The sequence below is a fragment of the Sphingorhabdus sp. EL138 genome (assembly GCF_945890115.1).
Classification (GTDB): domain Bacteria; phylum Pseudomonadota; class Alphaproteobacteria; order Sphingomonadales; family Sphingomonadaceae; genus Sphingorhabdus_B.
In genome coordinates this window covers 17,841-44,266 of the sequence record NZ_CAMDCK010000020.1, presented here as the reverse complement: position 1 = coordinate 44,266, position 26,426 = coordinate 17,841, and the positions used below count along the sequence as shown (strand labels likewise).

Below are 26,426 nucleotides of genomic sequence, written 5' to 3'. Positions count from 1 at the left end.
AAATCATGATGATGTCCTCAACCGGGTCGACGAAAAAGGCGGTGGAATACATGCCACCCCAATAAAAATCGCCGTTGGAACAAGGCGCAAGTGTCGCGGCGCTGTCGATGGTTGTGGCAAAGCCAAGACCAAAGCCAATGCCGGCCATTTCGGCCTCACTGAACAAGGATTTCGACATTTGCGTCAGGTCTTGACCGCCGGGAATATGATTGGCGGTCATCAATTCTATTGTCTTGGGGCTCAAGATTTGTACGCCGTCAAGCGCACCCCCGTTCAGCAGCATCCGGCAGAACCGATGATAATCCGCAACGCTCGACGCTAGGCCCCCACCGCCGGAGTTAAATGACCAGCCTTTGGCCCACATGCTTTCGGCTCCCGCTTTGTCGATCAGCTTCATTTTCGCTTCGGGGTCAAAGCCAAAGCCTTCGGGGATACGCGCTGCCTTATCGGCGGGCACTTGAAAAAATGTATCGGTCATGCCCAAAGGCGCAAAAATATGCGTTTGGAAATATTCAGGCAGGGATAGCCCGCTGATCCGTTCAACCAATATGCCGACGATGTCGGTGGCAACCGAATAATTCCACTGCGTGCCGGGGTCGAATTCCAGCGGGATTTGCGCAAGTGTATCAATCACGCTTTGCGATGTGTTTTTGGTCCAGCTTTCAACATCGGTCTTGCGATAGGCCGCGTCGACATTGCCTTGTTCCTGAAAGCTATAGGTGAATCCGGCCGTATGCCGCAGCAAGTCAACCACCCGCATGAGCGTGGATGGCGCGCGCGTCATAAATGGCACATTGCCGCCACCGCCCACAAACACGCCCAATTTTGCAAATTCGGGGATATATTTGATGACCGGATCGGTCAGCGCGACCTTGCCCTGTTCCACCAACTGCATGAACGCGACCGAAGTGATTGGCTTGGTCATCGATGCGATGCGGAAAATGGCATCTTCGGCCACGCCCGAGCTCCATTGCAACGCGATATCGTCACCGCGCCCAACCAGCACGGACGCAAAAGGCAATTTGCCATTGTCGAGATAATTGGCCTGAATAAATGCGGGAATCCGCGCGAGGCGGTCGGGCACGAAACCTAAATCTTCGGCGTTCATACGGCGGTTTGTCCTGTCAATTGGCGGGTAACGGGGTGCGAGCTGGAAAGCCCGCCGTCCACGGCAATGGCTTGGCCGTTGACATAAGAGGCTTGGTCGCTGGCAAGGAACAAGGCAACATTAGCGAGCTCCTCTGGCTGCGCACCTCGGCGCAATGGGTTTAGGCGGCCGATTTTTTCGGTCACGCCCTTTTCGCGGGCATAATCGAAAGTCGGCTTCGTCATGCCGGTTTCGGTGAGACCCGGGCAAATCGCGTTGCAGCGTACATTGGTGCCTGACAATTGCTGCGCGCTGACCTGCGCCAAATTGATAACGCCGGCCTTTGACGCCGAATAAGGTGGCCCGCCTGCGCCCGAACGAATGCCCGCGACGCTTGCTGTCAAGATGATCGACCCGCCATTGCCTGCATCGGCCATGACCTTTCCGGCATGTTTAACCATCAGCCACGGGCCAATCAGGTTGACGCGCAGAACGCTGGTGAAATTTTCGACCGTATTGTCGAAAATCCCCTCCATGCCCCCGGAAATGCCTGCATTGGCAAAGGCGATGTCGAGATGGCCGTGGAGCGCGATGGCCTTGGCGACCAAAGCTGTGACATCCGCCTCATCGCCTGCGTCCATTTGCACGGCGGTGGCGGCATCGCCGATCATCGCAGAGGTGTCGTGGACGGAGGCCGCCATATCGCCCAAAACGACCTTCGCACCCTCGGCTGCGAAACGGATGGCGGATGCGCGGCCAATGCCGGAACCCGCGCCCGTGATGATGGCGACTTTGCCCTCTAATGCTCCACTCATACGACGACGCCCCCATCAACGACAATTGTCTGCCCTGTCATAAAGCTTGATGCGTCGGATGCCAAATACACCGCAGCGCCAGCGATCTCGCGCGGCTCGCCGATGCGGCCCAATGCCGCGCCAGAGGTGGACGCTTTCAGATTTTCGGGATTCTCCCACAATGCCTTGGCAAAATCGGTTTTCACTAGCCCCGGTGCGATCGAGTTGATGCGCACATTATACGGCCCATATTCCCGGGCGAGGTTTTTGGTCATCTGGATATCCGCCGCCTTGGTGATTGCATACGCGCCCAAGATCGGTGAGCCGCGCAGGCCGCCGATGGACGACACAATCACGATGGATCCCGATTTCCGCTCGATCATTTCGGGTACGACCATTTGGATCAGCCAATGCTGCGAGACGATATTGTGATCGAGTGTTTTGCGCAGTTGCTCGTCGGTGATGGTCGCCATCGGGCCATAATGCGGGTTCGATGCCGCATTGCAGACCAGAACGTCGACTTTGCCAAACGCCTTGCGGGTTTCGTCGACTAGGTTTTGCAAGGACTCTTTGGAGGAGAGGCTTGAGGCCACGGCAATCGCAGCGCCTGAATGCTTGGCATTGATGCCAGCAGCCACTGCTTCGCAATCCTCGATATTCCGACTGGAAATCGCAACCTTTGCGCCTTGCCCGGCCATTTCTTGGGCAATCGCTTGCCCGATGCCGCGTGACGAACCGGTGATGATGGCGACCTTACCGGTCATATCGAATAATGACATTTCTCTCACTCCAAGTTCCTCCCCGCTTGCGGGGAGGGGGACCATCCGTAGGATGGGGGAGGGGGCTCTCCACTCTAACATCATGCTAACGGAGAACCCCCTCCGTCAGCCCTGCGGTCTGCCACCTCCCCACGAGTGGAGAGGAACTTATTTCTACGCCCCGGCTTTTTCGGCGAATTTCCAGGCGGATTCGGCCAGCGGGAACACGCGTTCGGCCATGGCTTGCGCATGGGATGAACTTGCGGTGCCGTCGATGACGCGTTTCTTGATGCCCTGAATAATCCCGGCTAACCGGAAAAAATTATAGGCAAAGTACCAGTTCATGTCTGGCACGCCGTCGCGGTTCGTTGCCGCGCAGTAACGTTCCACCATCGCGTCAAGTTCGGGAATACCTAAGCTCGCGCGGTCCAAATCCATAATGCCCGACCGGCCCTCATTTTGGGTAACCCAAGCCATTGCGGCATAGGTGAAATCCGCCAGTGGGTCGCCCAGCGTCGACAATTCCCAATCCAGAACCGCGATGACCTTAGCCTCTTTTGCATCGAAGATCATATTGTCGATGCGATAATCACCATGCACCACACTGGTGCGCGTTTGTTCGGGCAAAGTCTTGGGCAGCCATTCGATCAGCCGCTCCATTTCGGGCATGGTTTCGGTTTCGGCGAGGCGATATTGCTTCGTCCAGCGTTCGACCTGCCGTCCGAAATAGTTTCCGGGCTTACCAAAATCGGACAGGCCAGCGCTTTCGACATCCACATTGTGCAAGGCCGCGAGGGTATCAATCATCGCCTCATAAGTGGCGCGGCGCTCAGGCGGGTTTGACCCCGGCATAGCGCCGTCCCAAATAGTGCGACCCTCAACCATGTCCATGATGTAAAACATGGACCCAGCGATACTGTCATCGGTGCACAGGCCAAAGGGCTTGGCGACCGGAAAGCCCGTGGGATAGAGGCCAGCAATAACTTTATATTCACGGTCAACGGCATGCGCGCTAGGCAATAGCACGCCAAAAGGCTTGCGGCGTAGGACGTAGGAACCGCTTTTCGCGTTCAACCGGTAGGTCGGGTTTGACTGCCCACCTGCAAATTTCAGAATCTCGACCGGGCCTTTAAAGCCTTCGACATTATCCGACATCCATGCCGCCAATTTATCGGCGTCGAGGATGTCGGCTCCGGTCGGCGCAACGGTGCCGGTAAAGGCCGTCTGCGCATCAATCGGGGTTGGGGATGCGCTCATTGGTCAAAAACGATGACCGAACGGGCGGAGTCACCGCGCTTCATCTGGTCAAAGCCTTCGTTAATCCGTTCCAACGGAATGGTTTCCGAAATGATGGTGTCGAGGTCGAGCATCCCGCGCATATAAAAATCCACCAGACGCGGAATATCAACCGGAAAGCGGTTGCCGCCCATGATCGCGCCTTGCAGTTTCTTGCCCGACAATAGGTCCATCGCGGATAGGCCAACCGAATGCTGCAACGGCATCATGCCCAAGATGGTAGCCGTTCCGCCGCGCTTCAGCGACTTGACCGCAAGTTCGCCCGATGCAGGACGACCTACAGCCTCAATCGCATGATCGACGCCGCCCTTGGTCAATTCCTGAATTTGCTTGGCTGCATCGGCATCCATGGGATCGATGACATCGGTCGCACCCAGCTTCATTGCAAGTGCACGTTTTTCCGGCATAGGGTCAGCAGCAATGATGCGGCCAGCGCCAGCAATTTTCGCGGCATTGATAGTCGCAAGACCAACACCGCCGCAGCCGATCACGGCCACGGTTTCGCCCGGCGTTACTTTGCACGCGTTGAATATCGTGCCGGCCCCTGTCGTCACGGCGCAGCCGATAACGGACGCTTGCGGTAAAGGCATGTCGGGATGGATTGCGACGCACGCATGTTCGTGCACCAGCATCATTTCGGCATAAGCCGACAGGTTCAGCATCTGGTTGACAATGCTGCCATCTGGCCGCGTCAGACGCGGAGCCTCACCTGCTTTACGCCGTGTGTCGCCGCCAAGGCACAAGGACATGCGTCCAGTGACGCAATATTCGCAATGGCCACAAAACGCCGAAAGACAAGTGACAACGGCGTCACCCACCTTCACGGTGCGCACTTCGCTGCCCACAGCCTCAACAATGCCCGCCGCCTCATGCCCTGGGATAGCGGGCAGTGGATGCGGATAGGTACCTTCGATGAAGTGCAGGTCGCTATGGCATAGCCCGCAGGCCGCGGTGCGGATCAGCACCTCATGCGGCCCGGGATTGGCAATGTTGATCTGCTCAATCTGAAGCGGTTTGCCCGCTTCGATTAGAACGGCAGCCTTCACCGTGTTGCCCCCATATCGCCGCTGGACAGGCCGTCTTTGCTGCGGCTTCCATGCTTGCCAAGCTCCATACGGGCAATCGCGCGAGCGTGCACTTCGTCGGGACCATCGGCCAGACGCAAGGTGCGCTGATGCGCCCAAGCAGATGCGAGACCGAAATCGTCGGACACACCGCCGCCGCCATGCGCTTGGATGGCATTGTCGATGATGCTCAACGCCATATTTGGGGCCTGCACCTTGATCATCGCGATTTCTGCCGCCGCCGCCTTGTTGCCGACCTTGTCCATCATGTCCGCAGCCTTCAGGCACAGCAGACGCGTCATTTCAATGTCGATACGGGCACGCGCAATGCGCTCTTCCCATACGCTATGTTCGGCAACGGTCTTGCCAAAGGCAACGCGCGATTGCAGGCGCTTGCACATTTTCTCCAGCGCCTCTTCCGCCGTACCAATGGTGCGCATGCAATGGTGGATGCGGCCTGGTCCAAGGCGGCCTTGCGCGATCTCAAACCCGCGACCTTCGCCCAGCAACATGTTCGATGCCGGAATGCGGACATCCTTCAATTCGATTTCCATATGACCATGCGGCGCGTCGTCATATCCGAATACGGGAAGGTGACGCAGAATGTTAACGCCGGGGGCATCAAGTTCCATCAACACCATCGATTGTTGCGCATGGCGTTTGGCTTCGAAATCGGTCTTGCCCATGACAATCGCGATTTTGCAGCGCGGATCGCCTGCGCCTGATGACCACCATTTCACGCCGTTGAGGACATATTCGTCGCCTTCGCGGCGGATCGAAGTTTCGATATTGGTGGCATCCGACGACGCAACGGCTGGCTCCGTCATCAAGAATGCCGAACGGATTTCGCCGTTCATCAACGGGATCATCCACTTTTCTTTTTGCTCTGCGGTACCGTAACGCAGGAACACTTCCATATTGCCGGTGTCGGGTGCGGAACAGTTATAGACTTCAGATGCAAAGCCGATGCGGCCCATTTCTTCGGCGCACAATGCATATTCCATGTTGGTGAGGCCGGGGCCATCAAAATGGACGCTGTCGTCGACATGCACGCGGCCCGACGTTGGCGGCATGAACAAGTTCCAAAGGCCAGCGGCCTTCGCGCGCGCCTTTTCCTCTTCAACGACTTGAAGCACTTTCCAACGGTCGCCCACTGCCTGTTCGGCATAATAATCGGCGATGCGCGGACGCAAGAAGCGTTCATTATGGTCGCGGATACGGTCCCGCCAGTATGTTTGCTTGTCGTTGAGATCGAAATCCATGACTCATTCCTCTTTCAAATTTAATTGACTGGTTAACTGGCAGACTCTGCCGCCGTGTTCAAGGCGCGCAAGCGTTCATTGTGACTTTCGCGCGAAATCGGGAAATGGCGCAGGATCAGAATGCCGATAATTCCAAAGCCCACCACTGCGCCCATATAATATAACGCCAACCCGTCGAGGACAGCGACATCAACTTCGCCCGGCTTCGCATCTTGCGGGAAATTGGCAAAGCTCAGGATCATTCCGGCGGCAAAGGTGCCGATGCCAACCGCGCATTTTTGCATGAAGAAATAGCCTGCGAAAAACAGCCCTTCGGAACGCCTGCCCGTTTCCTGCTGCGATGCCTCAACCACATCGGCCATCATTGAGGATGTCAGCATCATCATACTTACCGCCGCGCTATTGGCGATGGTCATTAACGCAAACATGAACAGGATCGAAGGGTCCGACGGCGCACCGGGCACAAGGTCAAGCAGCCAGCTACCGTATAATACGCCCGTGAAGGTCAGTGAGATAATCGCGAACAGGATCGCCGCATTTTTCTTGCCCAGTCGCGCGGAGACAAATGGGACGATGATGAAGGCAATGATGACCGTCGAGAATAGGGTCAGCGCATAATAAAGCATTTCCATCTGTTGCAGCTGCCACAGAAAGGAGAGCTGATAATTGGTGAGCGCAAAGGTCATCCCTTGATTGATGAGCCCGAACAGCGCGGCGGACACGAGCCATAGAAAGGCGCGGTTCGATAAGGTCGCTTTCACCTCGGCAAAAGCATGGCCAAGGCCGGCACCGCGTGGCGCTGGGGGGGATTGCTTGGCCACATGCCGATGCTGGCCAAGCGCGGAAATCAACACCGCGCCGCTCATCATTAGCGCGCCCCAGACCGAATAAGCATCATATCCCGCAGGGTCGCTCACGCCCTTTTCGCCGGTGAAGAAAATGCCATAAGCGAAAATGAGCATGAGCAAGCCGCCCGCCCAGCCAAATAGGAACCGATAACGTATCAACCGTGTGCGTTCGTCATAATCGCCGGTAAGTTCAGGCACGAGGGCGATGGACGGCACCTCGCACATTGCCACGAATGTGCGCGCCAAGACGGCGGTGCAGAACAGCCAGATTATCGTGCCCGTCTGCCCCATTGCGGGGGGATGCCACAGCAACAGCCAGATGATGCCAAGCGGAATGGCCGCCGCATATAACCAAGGCAGGCGCCTGCCCCATTTGCTTTGCGTACGGTCGGACAATTCGCCAATAATCGGGTCGGCAAAGGCATCGAATATCAGCGCGGCCATGATGACGGTGCCAACAAGACCGGCATTGATTCCCAACACCTGATTATAGAAGATCAGCAAGAATACTGAAAAGCCATTGTCCTTGACGCCATAAGCAACTGAGCCGAGGCCGTGCATGACTTTTAACGATCGGGGAAGCGCGACGACTGATGTCATGTCGGATTAAATCACAAACCGCGAAAAGGTATGTTTTCCGGCGAATCGCACGATGTTTCTCTCCTATATCCCGCGCTTATGCTAGGGCCGCGACCTCGTCTGTCAATCGAGATGCAAATGACGTTACGGCATGCATCGTTCACCGATAAAGGCTTGCGTTTCGGTGCGTGACCGCCCAAAAATTCATCACGCAATTAAACAGGAGAGCCTCATGTCCGACCTTGAAACATTCCGTGCCGAGGCGCGCGCCTGGCTGGAGGAAAACTGCCCCGCCGAAATGCGCACACCGGCCAAAGGTGACGAAGACGTCTGCTGGGGTGGACGCAATTTCCTGTTCCAATCCGAAGCCCAAAAATTGTGGCTCGAAGCTTGCGTCGCCAAGGGCTACACCGTGCCTGATTGGCCCAAGGCTTATGGCGGCGCTGGTCTTTCCGCGCAGGAAACAAAAATACTGCGTCACGAAATGGCAAAGCTTGGCTGTCGCTCGCCGCTCAACAGCTTCGGTATCTGGATGCTTGGGCCAGCCTTGCTGAAATTCGGCACCGAAGAACAAAAAATACATTATATGGGCCAAATCGCCCGCGGCGAAATCCGTTGGTGTCAGGGCTATTCGGAGCCAGGTTCAGGCAGCGATCTTGTGTCGATGCAGACCTTTGGCGAGGATAAGGGCGACCATTGGGTCGTCAATGGCCAGAAAATCTGGACGTCATATGCGGACAAGGCGGACTGGATTTTCTGCCTTGTGCGCACCGACAAGACCAACAAATATCACGGCATCAGCTTCCTGTTGTTCGACATGGAAACGCCCGGTGTTTCGACCAAGCCCATCAAGCTGATTTCGGGCAATTCGCCTTTCTGTGAGACATTTTTCGACAATGTTGTTGTGCCGAAGCATCAAATTGTTGGCGAAATCAATCGCGGCTGGGATGTGGCGAAATATCTACTTGGCCATGAACGCGAGATGATCTCGGGCATGGGCGGCGATGGCGGCGTGACCTCGATCGGCGCGGCGATGAAGGCGACCTTGGCCGAAGAGCCTGTGCTGCGCGCGCAAATGGCCTTGTTCGATGTCGATAACCTGACCTTCCGTGCGCATGGCGAACGTTTCATGGACGAATGGAAAACGGGCAAGGCGCACCCCGCTTATTCCAACCTGATGAAATATGTCGGCACCGAATTGAACAAAAAACGCAATGAGTTGGTGATGTCGATTGGCGGCAGCCAAGCGCTTGAGTGGGAAAGCGAGCGCGCCAATGGCGGGTCGAAGGCGCGTAATTGGTTGCGGACCAAGGCGAACTCGATTGAGGGCGGCACCAGTGAAGTGATGCTGAACGTCGTGTCGAAGCGCATCCTTGAGATGCCGGGCGGTTAAACACGACCGTTACCCCCGCGCAGGCGGGGGCCAACTCGTGCCGGTTAAATTTAAGGCGCGGGGGTTGGCTTCCCGCCTGCGCGGGAATGACGGGATAAATCGTCGGCATGACGAGATAGATTTGGAGAGGCTTTAACATGGCAATGACCTTAAACGACGACCAGAATATGCTGCGCGACAGCGCGCGGGATTTCATGGCTAGCGAAGCGCCCGTTACCCATTTCCGCAAGTTCCGCGACATGGGGTGCAAGGACGGTTTTAGCCATGGCCTGTGGAAGCAATTTGCCGAAATGGGCTTTACGGGCATCCTCATCCCCGAGGCTGATGGCGGCATGGGCATGGGGCAGATTGAGGCTGGCATTGTCCTTGAAGAAATTGGCCGCAACCTGTCACCCTCGCCTTTCCTGACCACGTCAGTTGCGGCGGTTGCGGCGTTGAAGTTGGCGGACAAGGCGATGCGCGACCGCTGGTTCCCCGGCATATTGGCTGGCGAAACCGTGATCGGCATCGCGATTGAAGAAGGCGTCAAGCACCGTCCGGAGAAAATCGCCTGCGTTGCGGAACGCAGCGGCAATGGCTTTAAGCTGACGGGGCAAAAGCAATTTGTCGTGCAAGGCGCGTCATCGGACATGCTGATCGTCGCGGCGCGCACCGCTGGCGCGGCAGGTGAAACCGATGGTTTGACCTTGTTCGCGGTGGACAAGGATGCCGCCGGCCTGTCGATGGAGGCAGCAAGGCTTGTTGATTCCGCTGTTGCTGCGCATGTAAAACTTGACGGTGTTCAGGTGGATGCCGACGCCGTCATCGGCGAAGTCGATGGCGGCTGGGCCGTGCTCTCCAAAATGCTCGACGCTGGACGCGTGGGTGCTGCTGCTGAAATGGTGGGCGTTGGCACGGGCGCGATGGACATGACCTTTGAATATCTAAAGACGCGCAAGCAATTCGACCGCGTCATTGGCGAATTTCAGGCGCTTCAACACCGCGCGGCGCATTTATATGGCGAAATGGAAGGCGCGCGTTCGATCGTGCTGAAGGCGCAATCTTTAATGGACGAAGGCCATGCCAAGGCCGAACTGTATGTCGCCGCAGCCAAAGCGAAGGCCGGGCTGGCCTGCAATCTTTCGGTGCGAGAAGGCGTGCAAATGCATGGCGGTATCGGCATGACTGACGAATATGACATCGGCCTATATATGAAGCGCGACCGCAGCTTGAACGAATTTTTCGGCGACGCTTATTATCACGCAGATCGCGTGGCGACGATGAGCGGTTATTGAGCATTCTCCCCTCCCGCATGCGGGAGGGGCCGGGGGAGGGTTGTCGCCTGCTTCTTAGCCCGCTCGCCTGTGGCGAGCCCCACCCCTAACCCCTCCCGTCTGCGGGAGGGCAACTGTCAGGAGAGACCCATGGACATCAACACATTATTCAACCTCAAGGGCCGCGTGGCCTTAGTCACTGGCGGATCGCGCGGCATCGGCAAGATGATCGTCGAAGGCTATCTCAAGGCTGGCGCAGCACGCGTGTATGTCAGCGCGCGTAAGGTCGACCAGATTGAGGAAACCGTCGCCGAATTCGGCAATCAGGTCATCGGCCTGCCTTGTGACCTTTCGACCGTGGACGGTTGTCTCTCACTCGCCGAGCAAATCGCGGCGCGCGAGGAGAAGTTGGACATTTTGGTCAATAATGCTGGGGCCGCATGGGGCGCGGAATTTGGTCAGTTTCCGGAAAGCGGATGGGACCGTGTGATGGATCTGAACGTCAAATCCTTATTCTTTTTGACGCAAGCCTTGCACCCGCAGTTGAAAGCAGCCGCAACCTTTGACCGCCCCGGCAAGGTCATCAACATTGCGTCTATCGATGGCTTGCGTATCAACCCGTGGCAGACCTACAGCTATCAGGCATCGAAAGCTGCCGTGATCCATTTGACTCGCCGCTTGGCGGCTGAACTGGTCAAAGACAATATCTTGGTTTCGGGCATTGCGCCGGGTGCATTCCAGTCGGACATGAACAAGGCTGCGCGCGACCATGCAGAAGCGGTGGGTAAGAATATCCCGTTCCCACGAATCGGAACGCCGGAGGATATGGCTGGCCTGGCGATCTTCCTGGCGGCGCGCGCTGGCGATTATATCGTGGGTGAGACCATTGCGTGCGATGGCGGTATCGTAAATGCGTCGCTTCCGGGCAATGGCATCGCGCCTTAACGGCTCAATTTGGCATAATTTGGGAACGAAATTTACGCGATTTCGACAGAAATAGGGCTAGTTGCAAAACACGCAACTAGTCCTATTGTTTTCGCAATTGCAGCATTTTCATCCAGTCGGTACCTGCTTGGCAACGGCAAGCCTTTGTCGAAACGCATATTGACCGGTCGGCACCCTCCTCCTCTCCCCCTCGCCCCCGGACAATTTTTACGGCCTCCATGCACTGCATGGGGGCCGTATCGTTTTGGGCTCCAAACTTGTCCTCCATTTTGTCCACCACGAAGTACACGTTCTGTGGATAACTCAGAAAATTAAGCTTTGAGCGACTCGAAAGTCATGAGAACTTCAACTCATCAGGCAGAAACGCTTCAAAGTAAAACCAGACCGGAAACGGGAAAGTAGAGCGGAGGAGACAGAAAGCAGGATCGCCAAATTGGAGGGCAGCCCGTCGCAAGACAGGAGATGTAGCCAAGATGGTGGGTACGAAGAAAACGAATATCGAGTGCGGGGTCACGCAAGTGGCACAACGCCAGATAGGATACCCAATGTACTGAGGCGAACCACAAAGGTCTTTGACCTGGATTGGGGAACCGGACGTCAGACTGAGGAAAAAATGGCCCTTGTGGTCATAGACTTCGAAAGTCAGACGCAGTGGGCGCTGGTAGCGATGCCAGCGCCCATTTTATTAGGTGCTGGCCCCTTTCCGGCCTCTCGGCTGCGCGCGTGGCGCATGGGATTGGGCAATTCGCGCGTAATCAAAATCAAACAGGCTGGATAAACGCAAGCGGTCTCGCTAAAGCCCTCTCATGTCCGAAATCACGCCCCAAATTGTCGCCGACCATGGTCTAAACGAAGAAGAATATGCGCGCATCTTGCACGCCATGGGGCGCGAACCCAACATGGTCGAGCTTGGTATATTTTCGGTGATGTGGTCGGAGCATTGCTCGTACAAATCCTCACGTATCCATCTGAAGAAATTGCCGACTGAGGCCCCTTGGGTCATTTGCGGTCCCGGCGAAAATGCGGGCGTTATCGACATCGGCGAAGGTCCAAATGGCACCAAGCTTGCCGCAATCTTCAAGATGGAATCGCATAATCACCCATCTTATATCGAACCCTATCAAGGCGCGGCAACGGGCGTGGGCGGCATATTGCGCGATGTGTTCACCATGGGCGCGCGGCCCGTGGCCAATATGAATGCGCTGCGTTTCGGGCGGCCTGACCATCCCAAGATGAAGCATCTGGTGCAGGGCGTTGTTGCGGGCATTGGCGGCTATGGCAATTGCGTTGGCGTGCCAACCGTGGGCGGCGAAACCAATTTCCATCCGGCTTATGATGGCAATATCCTTGTGAACGCGATGACCGTTGGCGTCGCGGACCAAGACAAGATTTTTTATTCCGCCGCAACGGGCCTTGGTAATCCCATCGTCTATGTCGGTTCAAAGACGGGCCGCGATGGCATTCATGGCGCGACCATGGCGTCTGCCGATTTCGGCGCCGATATCGAAGAGAAGCGCCCCACGGTTCAAGTGGGCGACCCGTTCACGGAAAAGCTGCTGATTGAGGCATGCCTTGAACTGATGGCGTCGGATGCAATTGTTGCGATTCAGGATATGGGCGCAGCGGGTTTAACCAGCTCCAGCGTCGAAATGGCGACCAATGGCAAGGCGGGCATTATCTTGGACATGGACAAGGTGCCGTGCCGCGAGCAGGGCATGACGCCCTATGAAATGATGCTGTCGGAAAGCCAGGAGCGTATGCTCATGGTGCTGAAGCCTGGCCGTGAAGAATTTGCCAAGGCGATTTTTGACAAATGGGAACTGGATTTCGCGGTCATTGGCGAAGTCACGGACACCGGCCATATGGTGCTGACATGGAAGGGCGAAATTGTCTGCGACATCCCGCTTGGCCCGCTCGCCGAAGACGCGCCTTTGTACGATCGTCCCGCTGCGTCGAAGGAAGACTATAAGGCTTGGGCCAAGGTTCAGCCCTTGGGCGATGTTCCTGCGAGCCATGACATCGGCGCGGATTTGTTGAAGCTGATGGCCAGCCCTGACCTCGCAAGCCGCGCATGGATATGGCAACAATATGATAGCCAAGTCGGCGGCGACACGGCGCAGCTTTCGGGGGGGGATGCCGCGGTCGTCCGCATTCACGGCACCAACCGCGCTCTCGCAATGAGCACGGATTGCACGCCGCGTTATTGCTATGCCGACCCATATGAAGGCGGCAAGCAGGCTGTGGCCGAAACCTACCGCAATATAAGCGCCGTTGGCGCAACGCCGCTGGCGATTACCAACTGCCTGAACTTTGCCAACCCGCAGCGCCCCGAAATCATGGCGCAGATTGTTGGGTGCCTCGAAGGCATGGGCGATGCTTGCCGCGCGCTCGATTACCCGATCGTGTCAGGCAATGTGTCCTTATATAATGAGAGCAAGGCCACAGGCGGCGGCAGCGCGATCTTGCCGACGCCCGCCATTGGCGGTGTTGGCGTGCTTGAAGATGTCAGCAAGATGGCAACGATTGCTTTCAAGAACGAAGGCGACGGCATTTTTGTGATCGGCGATAGCAACGGGCATCTTGGCCAGTCCTTATGGCTACGCGAATTGCATGGCCGCGAAGACGGCGCGCCGCCGCCTGTCGATCTGGCGCAGGAACGCGCGCATGCCGAATTTGTGCGCCAACTCATTCACGACGGCAAGGTGAACGCCGTGCATGATGTTGCCGATGGCGGTTTGCTCGTCGCTTTGACGGAAATGGCGTTGGCCAGTAATAAGGGATGTGCGCTTGAAGAAATCGGCGACGCCTTCACGGCCTTTGGCGAGGATCAGGCGCGCTATGTTGTGACCAGCGCCGCTGCTGACCAAATTCAGGCTGCGGGCATTCCGATGACGCGGATAGGCACTGTTGGCGGGACATCGGTCGCAGGGCCGGGGTTTGACGTGCCCATCGCAACATTGCGTTATGCCCATGACAGCTTCTTCAAGGATTGGATGGAAAGCTAAAGCTTAACGCCGATCGGCGGCGTGCATTCGTCCGATTTCCATTTTGCCTCTCCGCGTCCTCTGCGCCTCTGCGTGCAAAATGGATTCACGCAGAGGCGCAGAGGACGCAGAGTTAAAACACAAGGATAATGTCGGTACGACCCACCCCATATTTGTCACCCAAAACAAGTTCAGGGTGACGTGGGGGGATAAGCGTGACGAAGCGTATACTTCACCCGTCCCCGCTCTTGTGGAACATAGTCGATATGTGTGTCAGTCGTCCCGGCCCTTGACCGCGGTCGAGGCACATGGAATGCGCGTCTCAGGTTTAAACAGCCTGTGCCAGCAAGTTATACGGATCAATGCCGCTGGAACGCATCGCGGCATGGGCTGCTTTGTAGGTCACTGGTTCGGCAATCCCCAAGCGCTTACGGGCATCGACCAAAGGCTCGCGCAACAAGGCTGCGATATCTTCCTGCGCGATGTTCTTCGCCGCTTTGCCGATACGATAGCCTTCGTGCACCGCTTTCATAATCGGTGCCGATTTCGCCACGCGATATTTCAGTTCCAGTCCGCCTGCATAAGCAATGAAGCCGACGCCCAGATTGTGATTTTGCGCATAGGTAAAGCCAAGCACGCATTGTTCGCCCAGCGCATCGCGGCCATAGCCTGTGAGAATATGCAGCATGTCATGGGTGTCGCGCAAGCGGTCGCCATAGCGTTCAACCACATCGCCGAACATGGGATAGGATGTTTGGAATTGGGCATATTCCGCCTCAAGACCCGCAGCGCTAAGGCCTTCGCGCTCCATGAAATCGACATAAAAGCGGCCAACCGTACCTTCTGGAAGCTTCTTGATGCTGTCATGATCATCGAGCATGTCAATCAGGCGCTCATTGCTTTCAAGCAACGCTCTGCCCTTGGGTGTTTCCCAAAATTTCCGCGCCATCTTACCAAACTTGCTACCACTTAAGGCTGCAATGATGTGAAAGACCTGCTCTGTGTCTTCTTTGTTGGCAATTAGCTTACGAAAATGACGCCACGCCTTTAACGGCTGCATTTTTGCGGTGGGGCGGTCAGGGTGCGAAAAATACAGTTCAGTCATGACGAATCCAAGTATGTTGTTAAGCTATAGTTAAAAACTACCTACATGAGTGTCAATAAGAAATATTGAACGCACTGGACGCGCAGGTAAGAGCGCTGTATTCATGTGATTATTTAGAGGGCAAAGCATGCAGAACACTGAACAGAGGCACATCAGCTTGGACGCGATGCGCGGCTTTGCTGTGATGGGCATCTTGGCGATGAACATCATCGGCTTTGCGATGCCCGAATGGGCTTATGTTACGCCTGCAGCTTATGGCACCGACACCTTGGCCGACCAAATTGCATGGGCATTTTCTTTCATCTTCATTGACGGCAAAATGCGCGGGCTATTCTCGCTTTTGTTCGGCGCGAGCATGATGCTCATCATCGACCGCGCCGAGACCAAGGGGGAAAGCGCCGCGCAGGTTCATTATCGCCGCATGGCGTGGCTCGCACTATTTGGCCTCGCGCATTATTTCTTCATCTGGTTCGGGGATATCCTGTTTTTATATGCCATGATCGGCATGATCGCTTTTGGCTTCCGCGATTGGGCGCCAGCGCGGTTAATCAAGGTCGCTTTAATCATTTTTGCGGTTGGGCTGGCGTTCTGGGGCCTACAATTTGGCGGGCTGCAGGTCTTTCAATATGTCGCAACCCAGCCCGACGCCAACGCCGACACGGCCCGCCAGTTTCGCGAGCTGATGGCTAGTGGCGACCTTGCTTTTAACATTGCACCTGAACTCGCGCTGCACAGGGGCAGCTATGCCGCGATTACATTGGATAAGCTCGGCGAGTGGGCCGAGCCACTGATCTTGGTGGTGCAGTCAATCAGCGAAACTTTGCCGCTGATGATGATTGGCATGGCGATGCAAAAAAGCGGTTTCATCACAGGTGCATGGGAACTGGCCGATTACCGGCGCTGGTCCTTGCGGCTGGTGCCGATTGGGTTGCTGCTGACCCTGTCCCTGGCGGTTTGGATGGTCGCGGTTGACTTTGACCGGATCACCGCGCTTGCGGTTCTGTACGTCTGGGGCGGAATTCCGCGTCTAATGCTGACGATTGGCTATGCGGCGCTCTTGATTCTGCTCATCGGTCATTATCGCAACCATCCGATGCTCGCGCGGATCGCTGCGGCTGGACGCGCCGCGTTCAGCAATTATCTGGGCACAAGCGTTATCATGACGACGATTTTTTATGGTTATGGCTTTGGCTTTTACGGCGATGTTGGCCGCGCCGGATTATGGCTGTTTGTGCTGGGCGCGTGGGCAGTGATGCTGCTGTGGTCAAAGCCATGGCTGATGACATTCCAATATGGTCCGTTGGAATGGCTGTGGCGAAGCTTGGCGCGCGGAAAAATGCAAGCCATGCGTCGCTAATGCTATTGCAATCAGTTCTCATTAACGGTAAGGCGATTCCATAGGAGTTGATCCATGGTCGTTTGCATCTGTAATGCTATCAAGGAAAAAGACCTGCGCGCTGCGGTGCGTTGTGCCTCGGAACGTCCGAATGACGTATATGCCCGCCTTGGGCGTAAGCCAAAATGCGGCCAGTGCCTATCGTTCGCGCGAAACATTATCAGCACCGGACCTGCAACCGCTTAGCAATAGCGGGTTAAAAAAATCAGCTTTTCCGCCATTTTTTCGCCTTCACGATCATGCATTAACGCGCTAGCATATGCGCAACTAACCTAAAGGACATGGCGATGAAAGGTGATGCAAAAGTCATCGAATTTTTGAACGAGGCACTCAAAAATGAACTGACTGCGGTCAATCAATATTGGCTGCATTATCGCATGCTCGACAATTGGGGCGTCTCGCGTCTTGCACATTTTGAACGGCATGAATCGATTGACGAAATGAAGCATGCCGACAAATTGTCGGAGCGTATCCTGTTTCTGGATGGCCTACCCAATTTCCAATTGCTCGGTCGCCTGCGCATTGGCGAGACTGTTGAGGAAATCCTGAAAGCCGATCTTGAGCTCGAATATGAAGCGCTGCCTTTGCTGAAGGATGCAATTGCGCATAGCGAAAGCGTCCGCGACTATGTCAGCCGCGACCTGTTCGCATCCATATTGGAAAGCGAAGAAGAGCATGTCGATATGCTGGAAAAACAGTTCGACTTGATTGCGCGCATGGGCATAGAAAATTACATCCAGCTACAGTCAAAACCCATTGAGGACTGATATTGCGCTGGGTAATCCTTAGCCGCAATCCTTAACCATTGTCGGCGAACGGGTTCTTTGACGACCGGAAGTTAATCCGCACAGGCACAGCACCAAAATCCAGATCGCGGCGGATACCGTTGAGCAAATAGCGCGCATAGCTGGCGGGCAACTCGTCTGTTCGGTTGCCAAAGATGACAAAGGTCGGCGGACGGTTCCGCGCTTGGGTCATGTACCGCAGCTTTATTCGCTTGCCCCCAGGGGCAGGTGGCGGGTTTGCCGAAATCGCGGCTTCAAACCAGCGGTTGAGAATGCCCGTTGGCACGCGCTTGTTCCACGCTTCGCGCGCATCGAACGCGGCGGAAATCATTTGGTCCAGACCCTTGCCAGTCAATGCCGACACTGCGATCATCGGAACGCCCTTTAACTGCGACAGGCCTTCATCGAGCGCAGCGCGAATGCCCTTGAACAGACCGCTGCCATCAACCGCCACATCCCATTTGTTGATCGCGATGATGAGCGCGCGGCCCTCTTGGATCACATGGTCGGCAATTTTCAGGTCCTGCACTTCCAACCCCTTGGTCGCATCCAGCAGCAGCACGACAACCTCGGCAAAATCGATCGCATGGCGCGCATCGGCCACGGACAGCTTTTCCAGCTTATCCTGCACCTTGGCGCGCTTGCGCATGCCAGCGGTGTCAATCAAGCGCACGCGGCGCTCGGTCAGCAATGGCGGAATATTGCCTTCTTCATCAGGCTCGCCTTCTTTGGGATTTGGGTCTGTCCAGATCCAGTCCACCGAAATACTGTCGCGGGTAATTCCGGCTTCAGGACCGGTAATCAGGCGGTTCTCGCCTAATAATTTGTTGATCAACGTTGATTTACCAGCATTGGGCCGCCCGACAATCGCCAGCTTCAATATCGCGTCGGGCGCCTCGGGGTCAGGCACTTCAAATGCGCCGCCGTCAATATGTGGCAGCAAAGATTGAAACAGGTCGGCCATGCCTTCGCCATGCTCGCCGCTAATGGCGATGGGGTCGCCAAAGCCAAGCGCGTAGCTTTCCAGGATGCCATTATCGCCTTGCTTGCCTTCAGCCTTATTAACCGCGAGCACGACCGGCGTTGCACTGCTGCGCAGCCAGCGGGCGATTTCTTCGTCAAGCGGGGTCACGCCCACGCGGCCATCGATCAGGAACAGGGCAACTTGTGCGCCAGCAATCGCGGCTTCAGTTTGCATCCGCATTCTGCCGGGCAGGGTGTCGGGATCTTCATCCTCATAACCCGCCGTGTCGACAATGGTGAATTCCAAGTCGAACAAGCGGCCTTCGCCTTCACGCCGGTCACGGGTGACGCCCGGCGTGTCGTCGACAAGCGCGAGCTTCTTGCCAACCAGCCGGTTGAACAAAGTGGACTTGCCGACATTGGGCCGACCGATAATGGCTACCGTCGGCAACATGCCGCTACTTCTCCTTGTTTGGCCTAGCCGCGGAACGCCGAAATGCGGCCGGAATCATCCAGAATGTATAAGATGTTGTTTGCGACAATCGGCGCAAGCGACACATCGGATTTCACGTCGGCAATTTCAGTGGCTGTGCCATCTTCTGGCGCAACCGCCCAGATGGAACCGCGCGAATTGGCAATTATCAAGCGACCACCCGCGAGTATCGGGCCATACCAGCTAATCGGGCCCTTTTTCTTTTTTGCATTGTCGTACCGCTGCAGGGTCGAAATCCAACGGATTTTTCCGCTGGAACGGGCAACGCTCAATAAACGAGCTTCGTCGGTCATGACAAACACCCATTCACCCGCCGTCACGGGTGTCGAAATGCCCGCAATATTGATTTCCCAAATGCGCTGGCCAGTCACCAGTTCATAGGAGGCCATACGCCCGCCCTTACCCAAGGCAAAGACGCGGCCACGGTCGATGACAGGGTCGGCATCAATATCGGTCAACGTCGAAACCGATGTCGACATTGCGGTGCGCGACAAGGTATCGTTCCACAGGCTGCGGCCATTTTCATACCGATAGGCGGCAAGCTCACCACTGGAATAACCAGCGATAACGGTGCCCTGCGCCGCTGCAGGCGCGCCAACGCCAAATATGCCCGATGCCGCAACTGGCCCGGCCTCTTTCCATTGTGGCTCACCATCGCTTTGGCGCAGCGCGTAAATCTGGTTGTCCTGCGTCATCACATATAGGTTGCCGTTGGACAATGTCGGGGCACCGCGCAAGGGGCCCGCTGGACGCTTTTTCCACACAAGCGTGCCAGTGTCCGCCGCCAGCGCGACAACATCGCCGACACCATTGGTCGCAAAAACATTGCTGCTGGTTGCGCTGACGCCGCCGCCATAACGGGATGGCTTGCCGTCGCTGTCAACCTCAAGCGCGTTCGACCAAATTTGTGCGCCCGTGTTCGCATCAAATGCCGTAACGCGCGCGGTGGTGTCCACCACATAGACGCGGCCATCGCTCATCACTGGGCTCGCGGCCAAGCGTGCACGCGGGTTGGCACCGGTCACATCTGCGGTCCAAATGCGTGTCAGATTTTGACCAAGCGCCGCATGACCGGGCGATTTCGATGCATTACCGCCGGGCTGTGCCCATGCTTCGTTGACCATCGCTGGCGGCAGGGTGACGGCGACGTCGGCCAAGGACGCATCGACCTCAGTGTCACGCTCTGTGCCCAAAATGCTGACGCGCGCGCCGACGGTCGGCGTGTTATTCTTCTTACCGGAATCGCCGCGTACCCCGTCAAGGACGGCGCAGCCACCAAGCGACGTTGTCACGGCGAGCGCCAGAAGCAATTTGGATATGGTCTTCAAAGTCACTCTCCTTTGGCGGCGGTATCGCCAGCCTTCGATGCCGCATTGCGGGTTACGTCAAGCTGAACGGTATCAATACCAAGCGCGCCTGCCATTTGCTGCGCACGGCTGCGCAAAGTCTGCGGCGCGTCTTCTTGTTTCGCAATCTGCGCAAAAATGGGGCCAGCCAAATTGTCCTTACCCATTTTCATATAGGCTAAGGCGGTTAATTCGCCCGCGCTGCCGAAATAAGGGTGGCCAGCGGTCGCCAATGGTTTCAATCGGTCAATCACTTGCTGCGGCGGGATGGCGTCAAACTCGGCGCTCACTTGGCGGATCAGGGCCAGATCGCGGAATGTCTGTGGCAGGCTGTCGTCGCCTGCAACCTTTGCATAGATAGCAATCGCCTTCTTGGTCTCACCATCTTCGCCGAGCAGATTTGCCTCCACCAATTGCGCCATGGCGCGATATCCGGGTTGATCAGCCTTGGCGAGCGTTGCCAATTTGGCGCGGGCCTCTTTTTCTTGCCCAGCGCGCAACTTGTCCATTGCGTCTACAAATTCTTCGCTTTGCAGGTCTGCGGCGGCCTGCATCTGGTTGTTATAGATGATCCAGCCCGCAAAGGCCAAAAGTCCGGCCACCACAGTCGCCAAAAGCCAGCGGCCATAACGTGTCCAAAAACTGCTGAGATCACTCGCGCGGACGGCATCATCGACCTCACGCAAAAATGCCTCGTCGCTACCGCTCCGGTCTTTATCCGCGGGCTTTTCAGTCGGTGTCAAAGCCAAAAGGGCCTCCGAATTTGTTTAGTCAAAATTGGTCAGTGCCGTCCTTAGCCCGACTTGGCCCGATAGGCCAGCCTGCTTTATACAGGCTGATACAGCTGGTCGGGTCCGGGGAAGCTGCGGTCACGGACGCCAGCGGCATATTCGCGCACGGCATCTTCGACGCTGACGCCCATATTGCCGAATTTCTTAACGAATTTCGGTACGCGGTCGAACAGGCCCAACATGTCTTCGGCGACCAAAACTTGGCCGTCGCATTGCGCCGACGCGCCAATGCCGATCGTTGGGCAGGCGATTGTCTGCGTGATTTCGATGGCGATATGTTCAAGCACGCCTTCAATCACCATGGCAAATGCCCCGGCGTCGGACATCGCAATCGCATCATCGACGATCGACTTGGCTTCTTCCGGGCTTTTGCCGCGCACGCCATAGCCGCCAAGGATGTTCACCGCCTGCGGGGTCAATCCCACATGCGCCATCACCGGAATGCCGCGTGAGGTCAGGAATTCCACCGTGGGCGCGAGCACCTTTCCGCCTTCCAGCTTCACCGCCGCCGCGCCGGTTTCTTTCAACAACCGGGATGCGTTGACAAATGCTTGTTCAGGCGAGGCTTCGTACGATCCAAAGGGCATGTCGACGATCACTGCGGCGTGATAGCTGCCGCGCACCACCGCCGCGCCATGCGCCGCCATCATTTCCATCGTCACCGCCACGGTATGCGGCAGGCCGTAAATCACTTGTCCCAGCGAATCACCGACCAGCAGCATATCGCAATGCGGGTCCATCAACTGCGCCATGCGTACCGTGTACGCGGTGAGCATGACAAGCGGCTCTTGGCCCTTCTGCTGACGGATGCGCGGCACGGTTAGCCGCTTCATCGGCGACGGCGTCGGGTTCGCGCGGCTGGTGGATGTATCGAAAGTGAGCGTTTTAGGATGTGTAGACATAAGGCAAGGGCTTAGCCGCTAAACGCCGCGGGCAAAAGCAAATTGAATCCCCGCCTTATTGGCGCGCCGCAACCGCCTCTGTCACATTGTCGCTGAAAATGCCGTCAATGCCCGTGGCCAAGAAGGCTTTTATCTCTGTTTCCAAGTCACCATGCCCGCGCGGATCAATGCCGGATTTTTGCGCGAGCGGCAGGAAGTAATTCTCCCGCCGGAAAGTCCACGGGTGAACCGCAAGACCCAGCCTATGCGCGTCGGCAACAAGGCTGGTGGGCGTGCCGAGATTGCCCAGCAAAGTGCGCGGAATGACGAGCGCCTTATTGGGGCCAATACCATCGGCATAGGTCGCCACGGTTTTCAGGCCCTCTGCCGTCGCCATCGCGGCATAAGTCAAATCGCTGCGGTCGGGCGGGCTACCTATTTCCGCCATCAACTGGATCAGGCGCAATTTCGTCTTGGGCCGCAAGGCCTTCAGGTTTTCGACCTCGAACGATTGAATGAACACCGGCGCGCTTTTTGCGACATGACCATATTTGGTGAGCGCCGCCAGCAACGGCCCCGCATGCGGCAGGCCAATCGCGGTGAAATAGCTGGGATGCTTGGTTTCGGGATAGACGCCAATCGTCCGCCCCGTTGCCGTGCTTTGTGCCTTGGCCAGCGCCAAGACTTCGTCAAAGGTCGGGATTTCAAACTGCCCGTCATAGGCCATATTGGCGCCACGTAATTGTGGCAGGCGTTCCTTTGCGCGCAGGGTTTTAAGCTCGGCGAGCGTGAAATCCTCGGTAAACCAGCCCGTCATTTTCTGGCCATCAATGGTCTTGCTGGTTTTGCGGTCGGCAAATTCGCGCTTCTCGGCAACATTGGTGGTTTCCGAAATCTCATTCTCATGCCGCGCGACCAAAATGCCATCCTTGGTCAGCACAAGGTCCGGCTCAATATAATCCGCGCCTTGTTCAATCGCGAGGGTGTAGCTTGCCAGCGTATGCTCGGGCCGCTCGCCACTCGCGCCGCGATGGGCGATGACGATCACTTGGCCTTCAAGCGGTTTTTCCATGGCGTGGCTTTCCGGGGTCGAACAAGCGCTCAGCAGCGCGGCGATGAGGATCAGATGATATTTCATGTGTGTGCCATCGCCCAGCACTGTGTCAGCGCGATGACAGCGGCGGACGTTAGCTAACCTCAACGCCTTTCCAAAAGGCTATCCGGTCGATGATCTCGCGCGCTGCGTCCTTGGGCTCAGGATAATACCACGCCGCATCTGCGTTGGTTTTACCATCGACGATCAGCGAATGATAATGCGCTGTACCCTTCCATCCGCACACCGAAGTCTTGTCGCTATCTTGAAGAAAGTCGGCATTGACGCAATCGCGCGGAAAATAATGATTGCCCTCGACCACGACAGTGTCATCCGATTGCGCGATGACCATATTATTCCAACGAGCGGTTACCATGAGCGTTTCCTTATATTACAACAATTCGGCATCATAGACCGCAGGGGTAAAGCCCACCAGCAAAGCCTTGCCGCCTTCAACCACTGGCCGTTTAATCATGGACGGGTTGGCGACCATCAACGCAATCGCCTTGGCCGCGTCTATATCGGCCTTGTCGGCATCGGGCAGCTTCTTAAACGTGGTACCAGCCCTGTTCAGCAACCTTTCCCAACCCACAACCTCGCTCCACCGCTCCAAATCCGCCGCCGTCACGCCCGCCTTTTTATAATCATGGAAATGATAGCCAAGCCCGCGCCCATCAAGATAATTGCGCGCTTTCTTGACCGTGTCGCAATTGGGGATGCCGTAGAGGGTTAAGGTCATATGCTGGGTCCGTTATCTGTCATGAATATCATTTATAATGCGCGCGCCGGTCCCCGAAATCGCGGACACGCTTGCGCCATGCGCGATAGCTTCCGGGCTTTAATTGCGTGCGCATGAGGACTTTGATTTCGTCGGGCGTGACCCCATGCTGCGCCGAAATCTGTGTGAAGCTGATATGGTCGGACAGCGCCATTTCGACGATCTCGCTAATCTGCGCAGGCGATAGCGTTGTGGTCATGTCACACCGCCGACATGATATCGGTATGCGCAAAATCATGCCCTTTGAACAGCAAAGGTATGTCGCGTGATTTGGCCAGCGCATAGGCGAAGAGATCGCCAAAATTGAGCTGCGCCGCATGACCGCTGCCTTTGCCGTAACGCACATTGGCGGCGTGCGCATGGTCTGCCTCGGGCAGCCCCGGCGGCGCGATTTCATTGCCATAGGCCAGCACCAACGCATTGACTTGGTCAACAAGCAATTCTTGTCCCCGCGCCCAGGCAACCAATCGAGTTTCGACCAATGAAGGCGCGCTCATGACGATAGCAGGGGCATTATCAAGGATATCCAAAAACGAAGCGCGCTCCGCCTCGTTCAGCATGATCGCGATCAATGCCGACGAATCGACTGCGATCATATGGGCAGGCCGTTTTCATCCCATAACAGCGGATCGGCCATATCCCTGTTGATTGGCATGGCGTCTACCCGCGTCAAAATGGCATCAACGCGCTTGCGGCGTTCTGTGCGGTCGACGTCCATGGCCAATTGCAGCGGGACAAGTTTCAGCTTTGGCACGCCGGCATTTTGCACAATCACCTCTTCGCCGCGCAGCGCCGCGGCGCACAGTTCGGAAAAACGCGTTTTGGCTTCGCCAATGTTGACGTGAATGGTCATGATGGCGGGAAGTCTAGCTTGACCAAGCGGGTTGGTCAAGGCTGCTGCCCAAGCCGACGGGGCCTCTTGTCACTCCCACTCGATCGTCCCCGGTGGTTTTGACGTATAATCATACACCACACGGTTAATGCCCTTCACCTCATTGATGATGCGCGTGGACACACGGCTGAGGAAGGCGCTTTCGAACGGGTAGATGTCCGCCGTCATGCCATCGGTGGAGGTCACCGCGCGCAAGGCGCAGACATTGTCATAGGTGCGGCCATCGCCCATCACGCCCACGGTGCGGACGGGCAGGAGGACGGCGAACGCCTGCCAGATTGCGTCGTATAATCCGGCATTGCGGATCTCTTCGAGATAGACCGCGTCTGCCTTGCGCAACACGTCGCAACGTTCCTTGGTCACTTCGCCCGGGATGCGGATTGCAAGGCCGGGGCCGGGGAAGGGGTGGCGACCGACAAATTGATCGTTGAGGCCCAGCTCACGGCCCAGAACGCGGACCTCATCCTTGAACAATTCACGCAACGGCTCAACCAATTGCATATTCATCCGCGCGGGTAGGCCGCCGACATTATGGTGGCTTTTGATCGTGACCGATGGCCCGCCGGTGAAGCTGACGCTTTCGATCACATCGGGGTAGAGCGTGCCTTGCGCAAGGAAATCCGCGCCGCCAACTTTCTTCGCTTCTTCTTCAAAGACGTTGATGAATTCCGCGCCGATGAATTTGCGCTTCTTTTCTGGGTCCGTAACGCCTGCCAACCCAGCCATGAACCGTTCCTCAGCATCGACGACGACCAACGGGATGTTATAATGGTCGCGGAACAGGGTTTCGACCTGTGCGCGTTCATTCATACGCAGCAAGCCATGGTCGACAAACACGCAGGTGAGTTGATCGCCAATGGCTTCGTGAATCAGGATCGCCGCGACCGAGCTGTCCACGCCGCCCGACAGACCGCAAATGACGCGGCCGGACCCGACTTGCGCGCGGATTTCGGCGATTTTCGTCGCGCGGAATTCGGCCATCGTCCAGTCGCCGGCTAGGCCGCAGACCTTATGCACGAAGTTGGAGATCAGCTTTGCGCCATCGGGGGTGTGCACCACTTCGGGGTGAAACTGGATGCCATAATATTGCCGCGCTTCATCGGCGATGAAGGCATAAGGCGCGCCGTCGCTGGTGGCGACAACGTCAAAGCCCGGGGCAAGGCTGGTGACCTTGTCGCCATGGCTCATCCATACCTGATGCTTTTCGCCCGTCTGCCAAAGGCCATCGAACAAGGCGCAAGGCTTCTCCACCTCGATAAAGGCACGGCCAAATTCGCCGCCTTCGCCTTCGCTGACATGGCCGCCCAACTGCATCATCATCGTTTGCTGACCATAACAAATGCCAAGGATGGGTAGGCCGCTGTCAAACACAATTTGCGGCGCGCGCGGGGAATCGGCGTGCGTCGTCGATGCAGGACCACCCGACAAGATGATGCCCTTTGGCTGCATCCGCGCAAACGCCGCCTCGGCATTATTGAACGGAGCGATTTCGGAATAGACCCCCGCCTCACGCACGCGGCGGGCAATAAGCTGGGTGACCTGACTACCGAAATCGATGATAAGGATGGAGTCGGACGGTTGAAGGGATGATTTAGATTCTGGCATGGTCCGCCGATAGAGATACTGGCGCACGCTGTCCA

Annotated in this window: 26 protein-coding genes; 7 read left to right on the top strand and 19 right to left on the bottom strand. The window is 56.6% G+C overall.

All coding sequences use genetic code 11. The annotated features are described in order from the left end of the window. The 7 genes from Q0O07_RS09880 to Q0O07_RS09850 form a co-directional block, all read right to left on the bottom strand. The coding region (locus Q0O07_RS09880; protein ID WP_295493078.1) for a serine hydrolase at window positions 1-1,108 on the bottom strand (1,108 nt) is incomplete at its 3' end. Continuing rightward, window positions 1,105-1,902 (bottom strand): SDR family NAD(P)-dependent oxidoreductase, encoded by a 798-nt coding sequence (locus Q0O07_RS09875; protein ID WP_295493075.1) that lies wholly within the window; start codon window positions 1,900-1,902, stop codon window positions 1,105-1,107. The genes Q0O07_RS09880 and Q0O07_RS09875, both read right to left, overlap by 4 nt. Continuing rightward, complete coding sequence (locus tag Q0O07_RS09870) at window positions 1,899-2,660, bottom strand: SDR family NAD(P)-dependent oxidoreductase (RefSeq protein ID WP_295493072.1); 762 nt, start codon at window positions 2,658-2,660, stop codon at window positions 1,899-1,901. The genes Q0O07_RS09875 and Q0O07_RS09870 overlap by 4 nt, the downstream gene beginning before the upstream one ends. Window positions 2,661-2,813: 153 nt before the next feature. Then, window positions 2,814-3,896, bottom strand: a complete 1,083-nt coding sequence (locus Q0O07_RS09865; RefSeq protein ID WP_295493069.1) for a phosphotransferase family protein — start codon at window positions 3,894-3,896, stop codon at window positions 2,814-2,816. Continuing rightward, on the bottom strand, window positions 3,893-4,981 hold the full coding sequence (locus Q0O07_RS09860; protein ID WP_295493066.1) for a Zn-dependent alcohol dehydrogenase: 1,089 nt from the start codon (window positions 4,979-4,981) through the stop codon (window positions 3,893-3,895). Before Q0O07_RS09860 ends, Q0O07_RS09865 begins: the two co-directional genes overlap by 4 nt. Then, window positions 4,978-6,261 (bottom strand): acyl-CoA dehydrogenase family protein, encoded by a 1,284-nt coding sequence (locus Q0O07_RS09855; protein ID WP_295493063.1) that lies wholly within the window; start codon window positions 6,259-6,261, stop codon window positions 4,978-4,980. Before Q0O07_RS09855 ends, Q0O07_RS09860 begins: the two co-directional genes overlap by 4 nt. 32 nt (window positions 6,262-6,293) lie before the next feature. Further along, entirely contained in the window at window positions 6,294-7,709 is a 1,416-nt protein-coding gene (locus Q0O07_RS09850; RefSeq protein ID WP_295493061.1) for an MFS transporter, read from the bottom strand. A gap of 211 nt (window positions 7,710-7,920) precedes the next feature. Here Q0O07_RS09850 and Q0O07_RS09845 point away from each other — a divergent pair, with 211 nt between their 5' ends. The 4 genes from Q0O07_RS09845 to purL all read left to right on the top strand — a co-directional run bounded on the left by Q0O07_RS09845 (window position 7,921) and on the right by purL (window position 14,284). After that, a complete protein-coding gene (locus Q0O07_RS09845; RefSeq protein ID WP_295493060.1) occupies window positions 7,921-9,081 on the top strand; it encodes an acyl-CoA dehydrogenase family protein in 1,161 nt (386 codons plus the stop codon). Window positions 9,082-9,218: 137 nt separating this feature from the next. Beyond that, complete coding sequence (locus tag Q0O07_RS09840; protein ID WP_295493058.1) at window positions 9,219-10,355, top strand: acyl-CoA dehydrogenase family protein; 1,137 nt, start codon at window positions 9,219-9,221, stop codon at window positions 10,353-10,355. Between the two features lie 129 nt (window positions 10,356-10,484). Continuing rightward, window positions 10,485-11,279: an SDR family NAD(P)-dependent oxidoreductase gene (locus tag Q0O07_RS09835; RefSeq protein ID WP_295493056.1), complete on the top strand. Its 795-nt coding sequence runs from the start codon at window positions 10,485-10,487 to the stop codon at window positions 11,277-11,279. 806 nt (window positions 11,280-12,085) lie between these two features. Beyond that, window positions 12,086-14,284, top strand: coding sequence for a phosphoribosylformylglycinamidine synthase subunit PurL (purL, locus tag Q0O07_RS09830; RefSeq protein ID WP_295493054.1), 2,199 nt, complete (start codon window positions 12,086-12,088; stop codon window positions 14,282-14,284). Window positions 14,285-14,591: 307 nt separating this feature from the next. Here the strand turns inward: purL and Q0O07_RS09825 are convergent, their stop codons facing one another. Continuing rightward, window positions 14,592-15,368 (bottom strand): Coq4 family protein, encoded by a 777-nt coding sequence (locus tag Q0O07_RS09825; protein ID WP_295493052.1) that lies wholly within the window; start codon window positions 15,366-15,368, stop codon window positions 14,592-14,594. A gap of 127 nt (window positions 15,369-15,495) precedes the next feature. Between Q0O07_RS09825 and Q0O07_RS09820 the strand changes: the two genes are divergently transcribed. The 3 genes from Q0O07_RS09820 (at window position 15,496) to bfr (ending at window position 17,531) form a co-directional block, all read left to right on the top strand. Then, entirely contained in the window at window positions 15,496-16,725 is a 1,230-nt protein-coding gene (locus Q0O07_RS09820) for a DUF418 domain-containing protein (RefSeq protein WP_295493050.1), read from the top strand. A 54-nt stretch (window positions 16,726-16,779) separates the two neighbouring features. Beyond that, a complete protein-coding gene (locus Q0O07_RS09815; RefSeq protein WP_295493048.1) occupies window positions 16,780-16,950 on the top strand; it encodes a (2Fe-2S)-binding protein in 171 nt (56 codons plus the stop codon). 101 nt (window positions 16,951-17,051) lie between these two features. Next, on the top strand, window positions 17,052-17,531 hold the full coding sequence (gene bfr, locus Q0O07_RS09810; protein WP_295493046.1) for a bacterioferritin: 480 nt from the start codon (window positions 17,052-17,054) through the stop codon (window positions 17,529-17,531). Between the two features lie 31 nt (window positions 17,532-17,562). On the opposite strand, the gene der is transcribed toward bfr, so the two are convergent. The 11 genes from der to guaA form a co-directional block, all read right to left on the bottom strand. Next, window positions 17,563-18,966: a ribosome biogenesis GTPase Der gene (der, locus tag Q0O07_RS09805; protein WP_295493044.1), complete on the bottom strand. Its 1,404-nt coding sequence runs from the start codon at window positions 18,964-18,966 to the stop codon at window positions 17,563-17,565. A 23-nt stretch (window positions 18,967-18,989) separates the two neighbouring features. Continuing rightward, window positions 18,990-20,339, bottom strand: coding sequence for a PQQ-binding-like beta-propeller repeat protein (locus tag Q0O07_RS09800; RefSeq protein WP_367271066.1), 1,350 nt, complete (start codon window positions 20,337-20,339; stop codon window positions 18,990-18,992). Beyond that, window positions 20,336-21,100, bottom strand: coding sequence for a tetratricopeptide repeat protein (locus Q0O07_RS09795; protein WP_295493039.1), 765 nt, complete (start codon window positions 21,098-21,100; stop codon window positions 20,336-20,338). The genes Q0O07_RS09800 and Q0O07_RS09795 overlap by 4 nt, the downstream gene beginning before the upstream one ends. Window positions 21,101-21,177: 77 nt before the next feature. Then, entirely contained in the window at window positions 21,178-22,044 is an 867-nt protein-coding gene (panB, locus tag Q0O07_RS09790) for a 3-methyl-2-oxobutanoate hydroxymethyltransferase (RefSeq protein ID WP_295493038.1), read from the bottom strand. A gap of 55 nt (window positions 22,045-22,099) precedes the next feature. Then, on the bottom strand, window positions 22,100-23,095 hold the full coding sequence (locus Q0O07_RS09785; RefSeq protein ID WP_295493084.1) for a glycerophosphodiester phosphodiesterase: 996 nt from the start codon (window positions 23,093-23,095) through the stop codon (window positions 22,100-22,102). Between the two features lie 115 nt (window positions 23,096-23,210). After that, window positions 23,211-23,492, bottom strand: coding sequence for a DUF427 domain-containing protein (locus Q0O07_RS09780; protein WP_295493035.1), 282 nt, complete (start codon window positions 23,490-23,492; stop codon window positions 23,211-23,213). 15 nt (window positions 23,493-23,507) lie between these two features. Then, on the bottom strand, window positions 23,508-23,855 hold the full coding sequence (locus Q0O07_RS09775) for an arsenate reductase (RefSeq protein ID WP_295493030.1): 348 nt from the start codon (window positions 23,853-23,855) through the stop codon (window positions 23,508-23,510). 28 nt (window positions 23,856-23,883) lie between these two features. After that, window positions 23,884-24,093, bottom strand: a complete 210-nt coding sequence (locus tag Q0O07_RS09770) for a DUF2805 domain-containing protein (RefSeq protein WP_295493027.1) — start codon at window positions 24,091-24,093, stop codon at window positions 23,884-23,886. 1 nt (window position 24,094) lies between these two features. Continuing rightward, the gene (locus Q0O07_RS09765; protein WP_295493024.1) at window positions 24,095-24,490 is read right to left on the bottom strand and encodes a type II toxin-antitoxin system VapC family toxin; all 396 of its coding nucleotides are present in this window, start codon (window positions 24,488-24,490) and stop codon (window positions 24,095-24,097) included. Next, a complete protein-coding gene (locus tag Q0O07_RS09760) occupies window positions 24,487-24,786 on the bottom strand; it encodes a hypothetical protein (protein ID WP_295493021.1) in 300 nt (99 codons plus the stop codon). Before Q0O07_RS09760 ends, Q0O07_RS09765 begins: the two co-directional genes overlap by 4 nt. A gap of 30 nt (window positions 24,787-24,816) precedes the next feature. After that, window positions 24,817-26,391, bottom strand: a complete 1,575-nt coding sequence (guaA, locus tag Q0O07_RS09755; protein ID WP_295493018.1) for a glutamine-hydrolyzing GMP synthase — start codon at window positions 26,389-26,391, stop codon at window positions 24,817-24,819. Between the last annotated feature and the right edge of the window lie 35 nt (window positions 26,392-26,426).

Excerpts from the sequence above, each read along its gene's own strand:
- Q0O07_RS09875 (WP_295493075.1), bottom strand. The coding sequence starts at position 1,902 with ATGAGTGGAGCATTAGAGGGCAAAGTCGCCATCATCACGGGCGCGGGT.
- Q0O07_RS09870 (WP_295493072.1), bottom strand. The coding sequence starts at position 2,660 with ATGTCATTATTCGATATGACCGGTAAGGTCGCCATCATCACCGGTTCG.
- Q0O07_RS09865 (WP_295493069.1), bottom strand. The coding sequence starts at position 3,896 with ATGAGCGCATCCCCAACCCCGATTGATGCGCAGACGGCCTTTACCGGC.
- Q0O07_RS09855 (WP_295493063.1), bottom strand. The coding sequence starts at position 6,261 with ATGGATTTCGATCTCAACGACAAGCAAACATACTGGCGGGACCGTATC.
- Q0O07_RS09850 (WP_295493061.1), bottom strand. The coding sequence starts at position 7,709 with ATGACATCAGTCGTCGCGCTTCCCCGATCGTTAAAAGTCATGCACGGC.
- Q0O07_RS09845 (WP_295493060.1), top strand. The coding sequence starts at position 7,921 with ATGTCCGACCTTGAAACATTCCGTGCCGAGGCGCGCGCCTGGCTGGAG.
- Q0O07_RS09840 (WP_295493058.1), top strand. The coding sequence starts at position 9,219 with ATGGCAATGACCTTAAACGACGACCAGAATATGCTGCGCGACAGCGCG.
- Q0O07_RS09835 (WP_295493056.1), top strand. The coding sequence starts at position 10,485 with ATGGACATCAACACATTATTCAACCTCAAGGGCCGCGTGGCCTTAGTC.
- purL (WP_295493054.1), top strand. The coding sequence starts at position 12,086 with ATGTCCGAAATCACGCCCCAAATTGTCGCCGACCATGGTCTAAACGAA.
- Q0O07_RS09825 (WP_295493052.1), bottom strand. The coding sequence starts at position 15,368 with ATGACTGAACTGTATTTTTCGCACCCTGACCGCCCCACCGCAAAAATG.
- Q0O07_RS09820 (WP_295493050.1), top strand. The coding sequence starts at position 15,496 with ATGCAGAACACTGAACAGAGGCACATCAGCTTGGACGCGATGCGCGGC.
- Q0O07_RS09815 (WP_295493048.1), top strand. The coding sequence starts at position 16,780 with ATGGTCGTTTGCATCTGTAATGCTATCAAGGAAAAAGACCTGCGCGCT.
- bfr (WP_295493046.1), top strand. The coding sequence starts at position 17,052 with ATGAAAGGTGATGCAAAAGTCATCGAATTTTTGAACGAGGCACTCAAA.
- der (WP_295493044.1), bottom strand. The coding sequence starts at position 18,966 with ATGTTGCCGACGGTAGCCATTATCGGTCGGCCCAATGTCGGCAAGTCC.
- panB (WP_295493038.1), bottom strand. The coding sequence starts at position 22,044 with ATGTCTACACATCCTAAAACGCTCACTTTCGATACATCCACCAGCCGC.
- Q0O07_RS09785 (WP_295493084.1), bottom strand. The coding sequence starts at position 23,095 with ATGGAAAAACCGCTTGAAGGCCAAGTGATCGTCATCGCCCATCGCGGC.
- Q0O07_RS09780 (WP_295493035.1), bottom strand. The coding sequence starts at position 23,492 with ATGGTAACCGCTCGTTGGAATAATATGGTCATCGCGCAATCGGATGAC.
- Q0O07_RS09775 (WP_295493030.1), bottom strand. The coding sequence starts at position 23,855 with ATGACCTTAACCCTCTACGGCATCCCCAATTGCGACACGGTCAAGAAA.
- Q0O07_RS09770 (WP_295493027.1), bottom strand. The coding sequence starts at position 24,093 with ATGACCACAACGCTATCGCCTGCGCAGATTAGCGAGATCGTCGAAATG.
- Q0O07_RS09765 (WP_295493024.1), bottom strand. The coding sequence starts at position 24,490 with ATGATCGCAGTCGATTCGTCGGCATTGATCGCGATCATGCTGAACGAG.
- guaA (WP_295493018.1), bottom strand. The coding sequence starts at position 26,391 with ATGCCAGAATCTAAATCATCCCTTCAACCGTCCGACTCCATCCTTATC.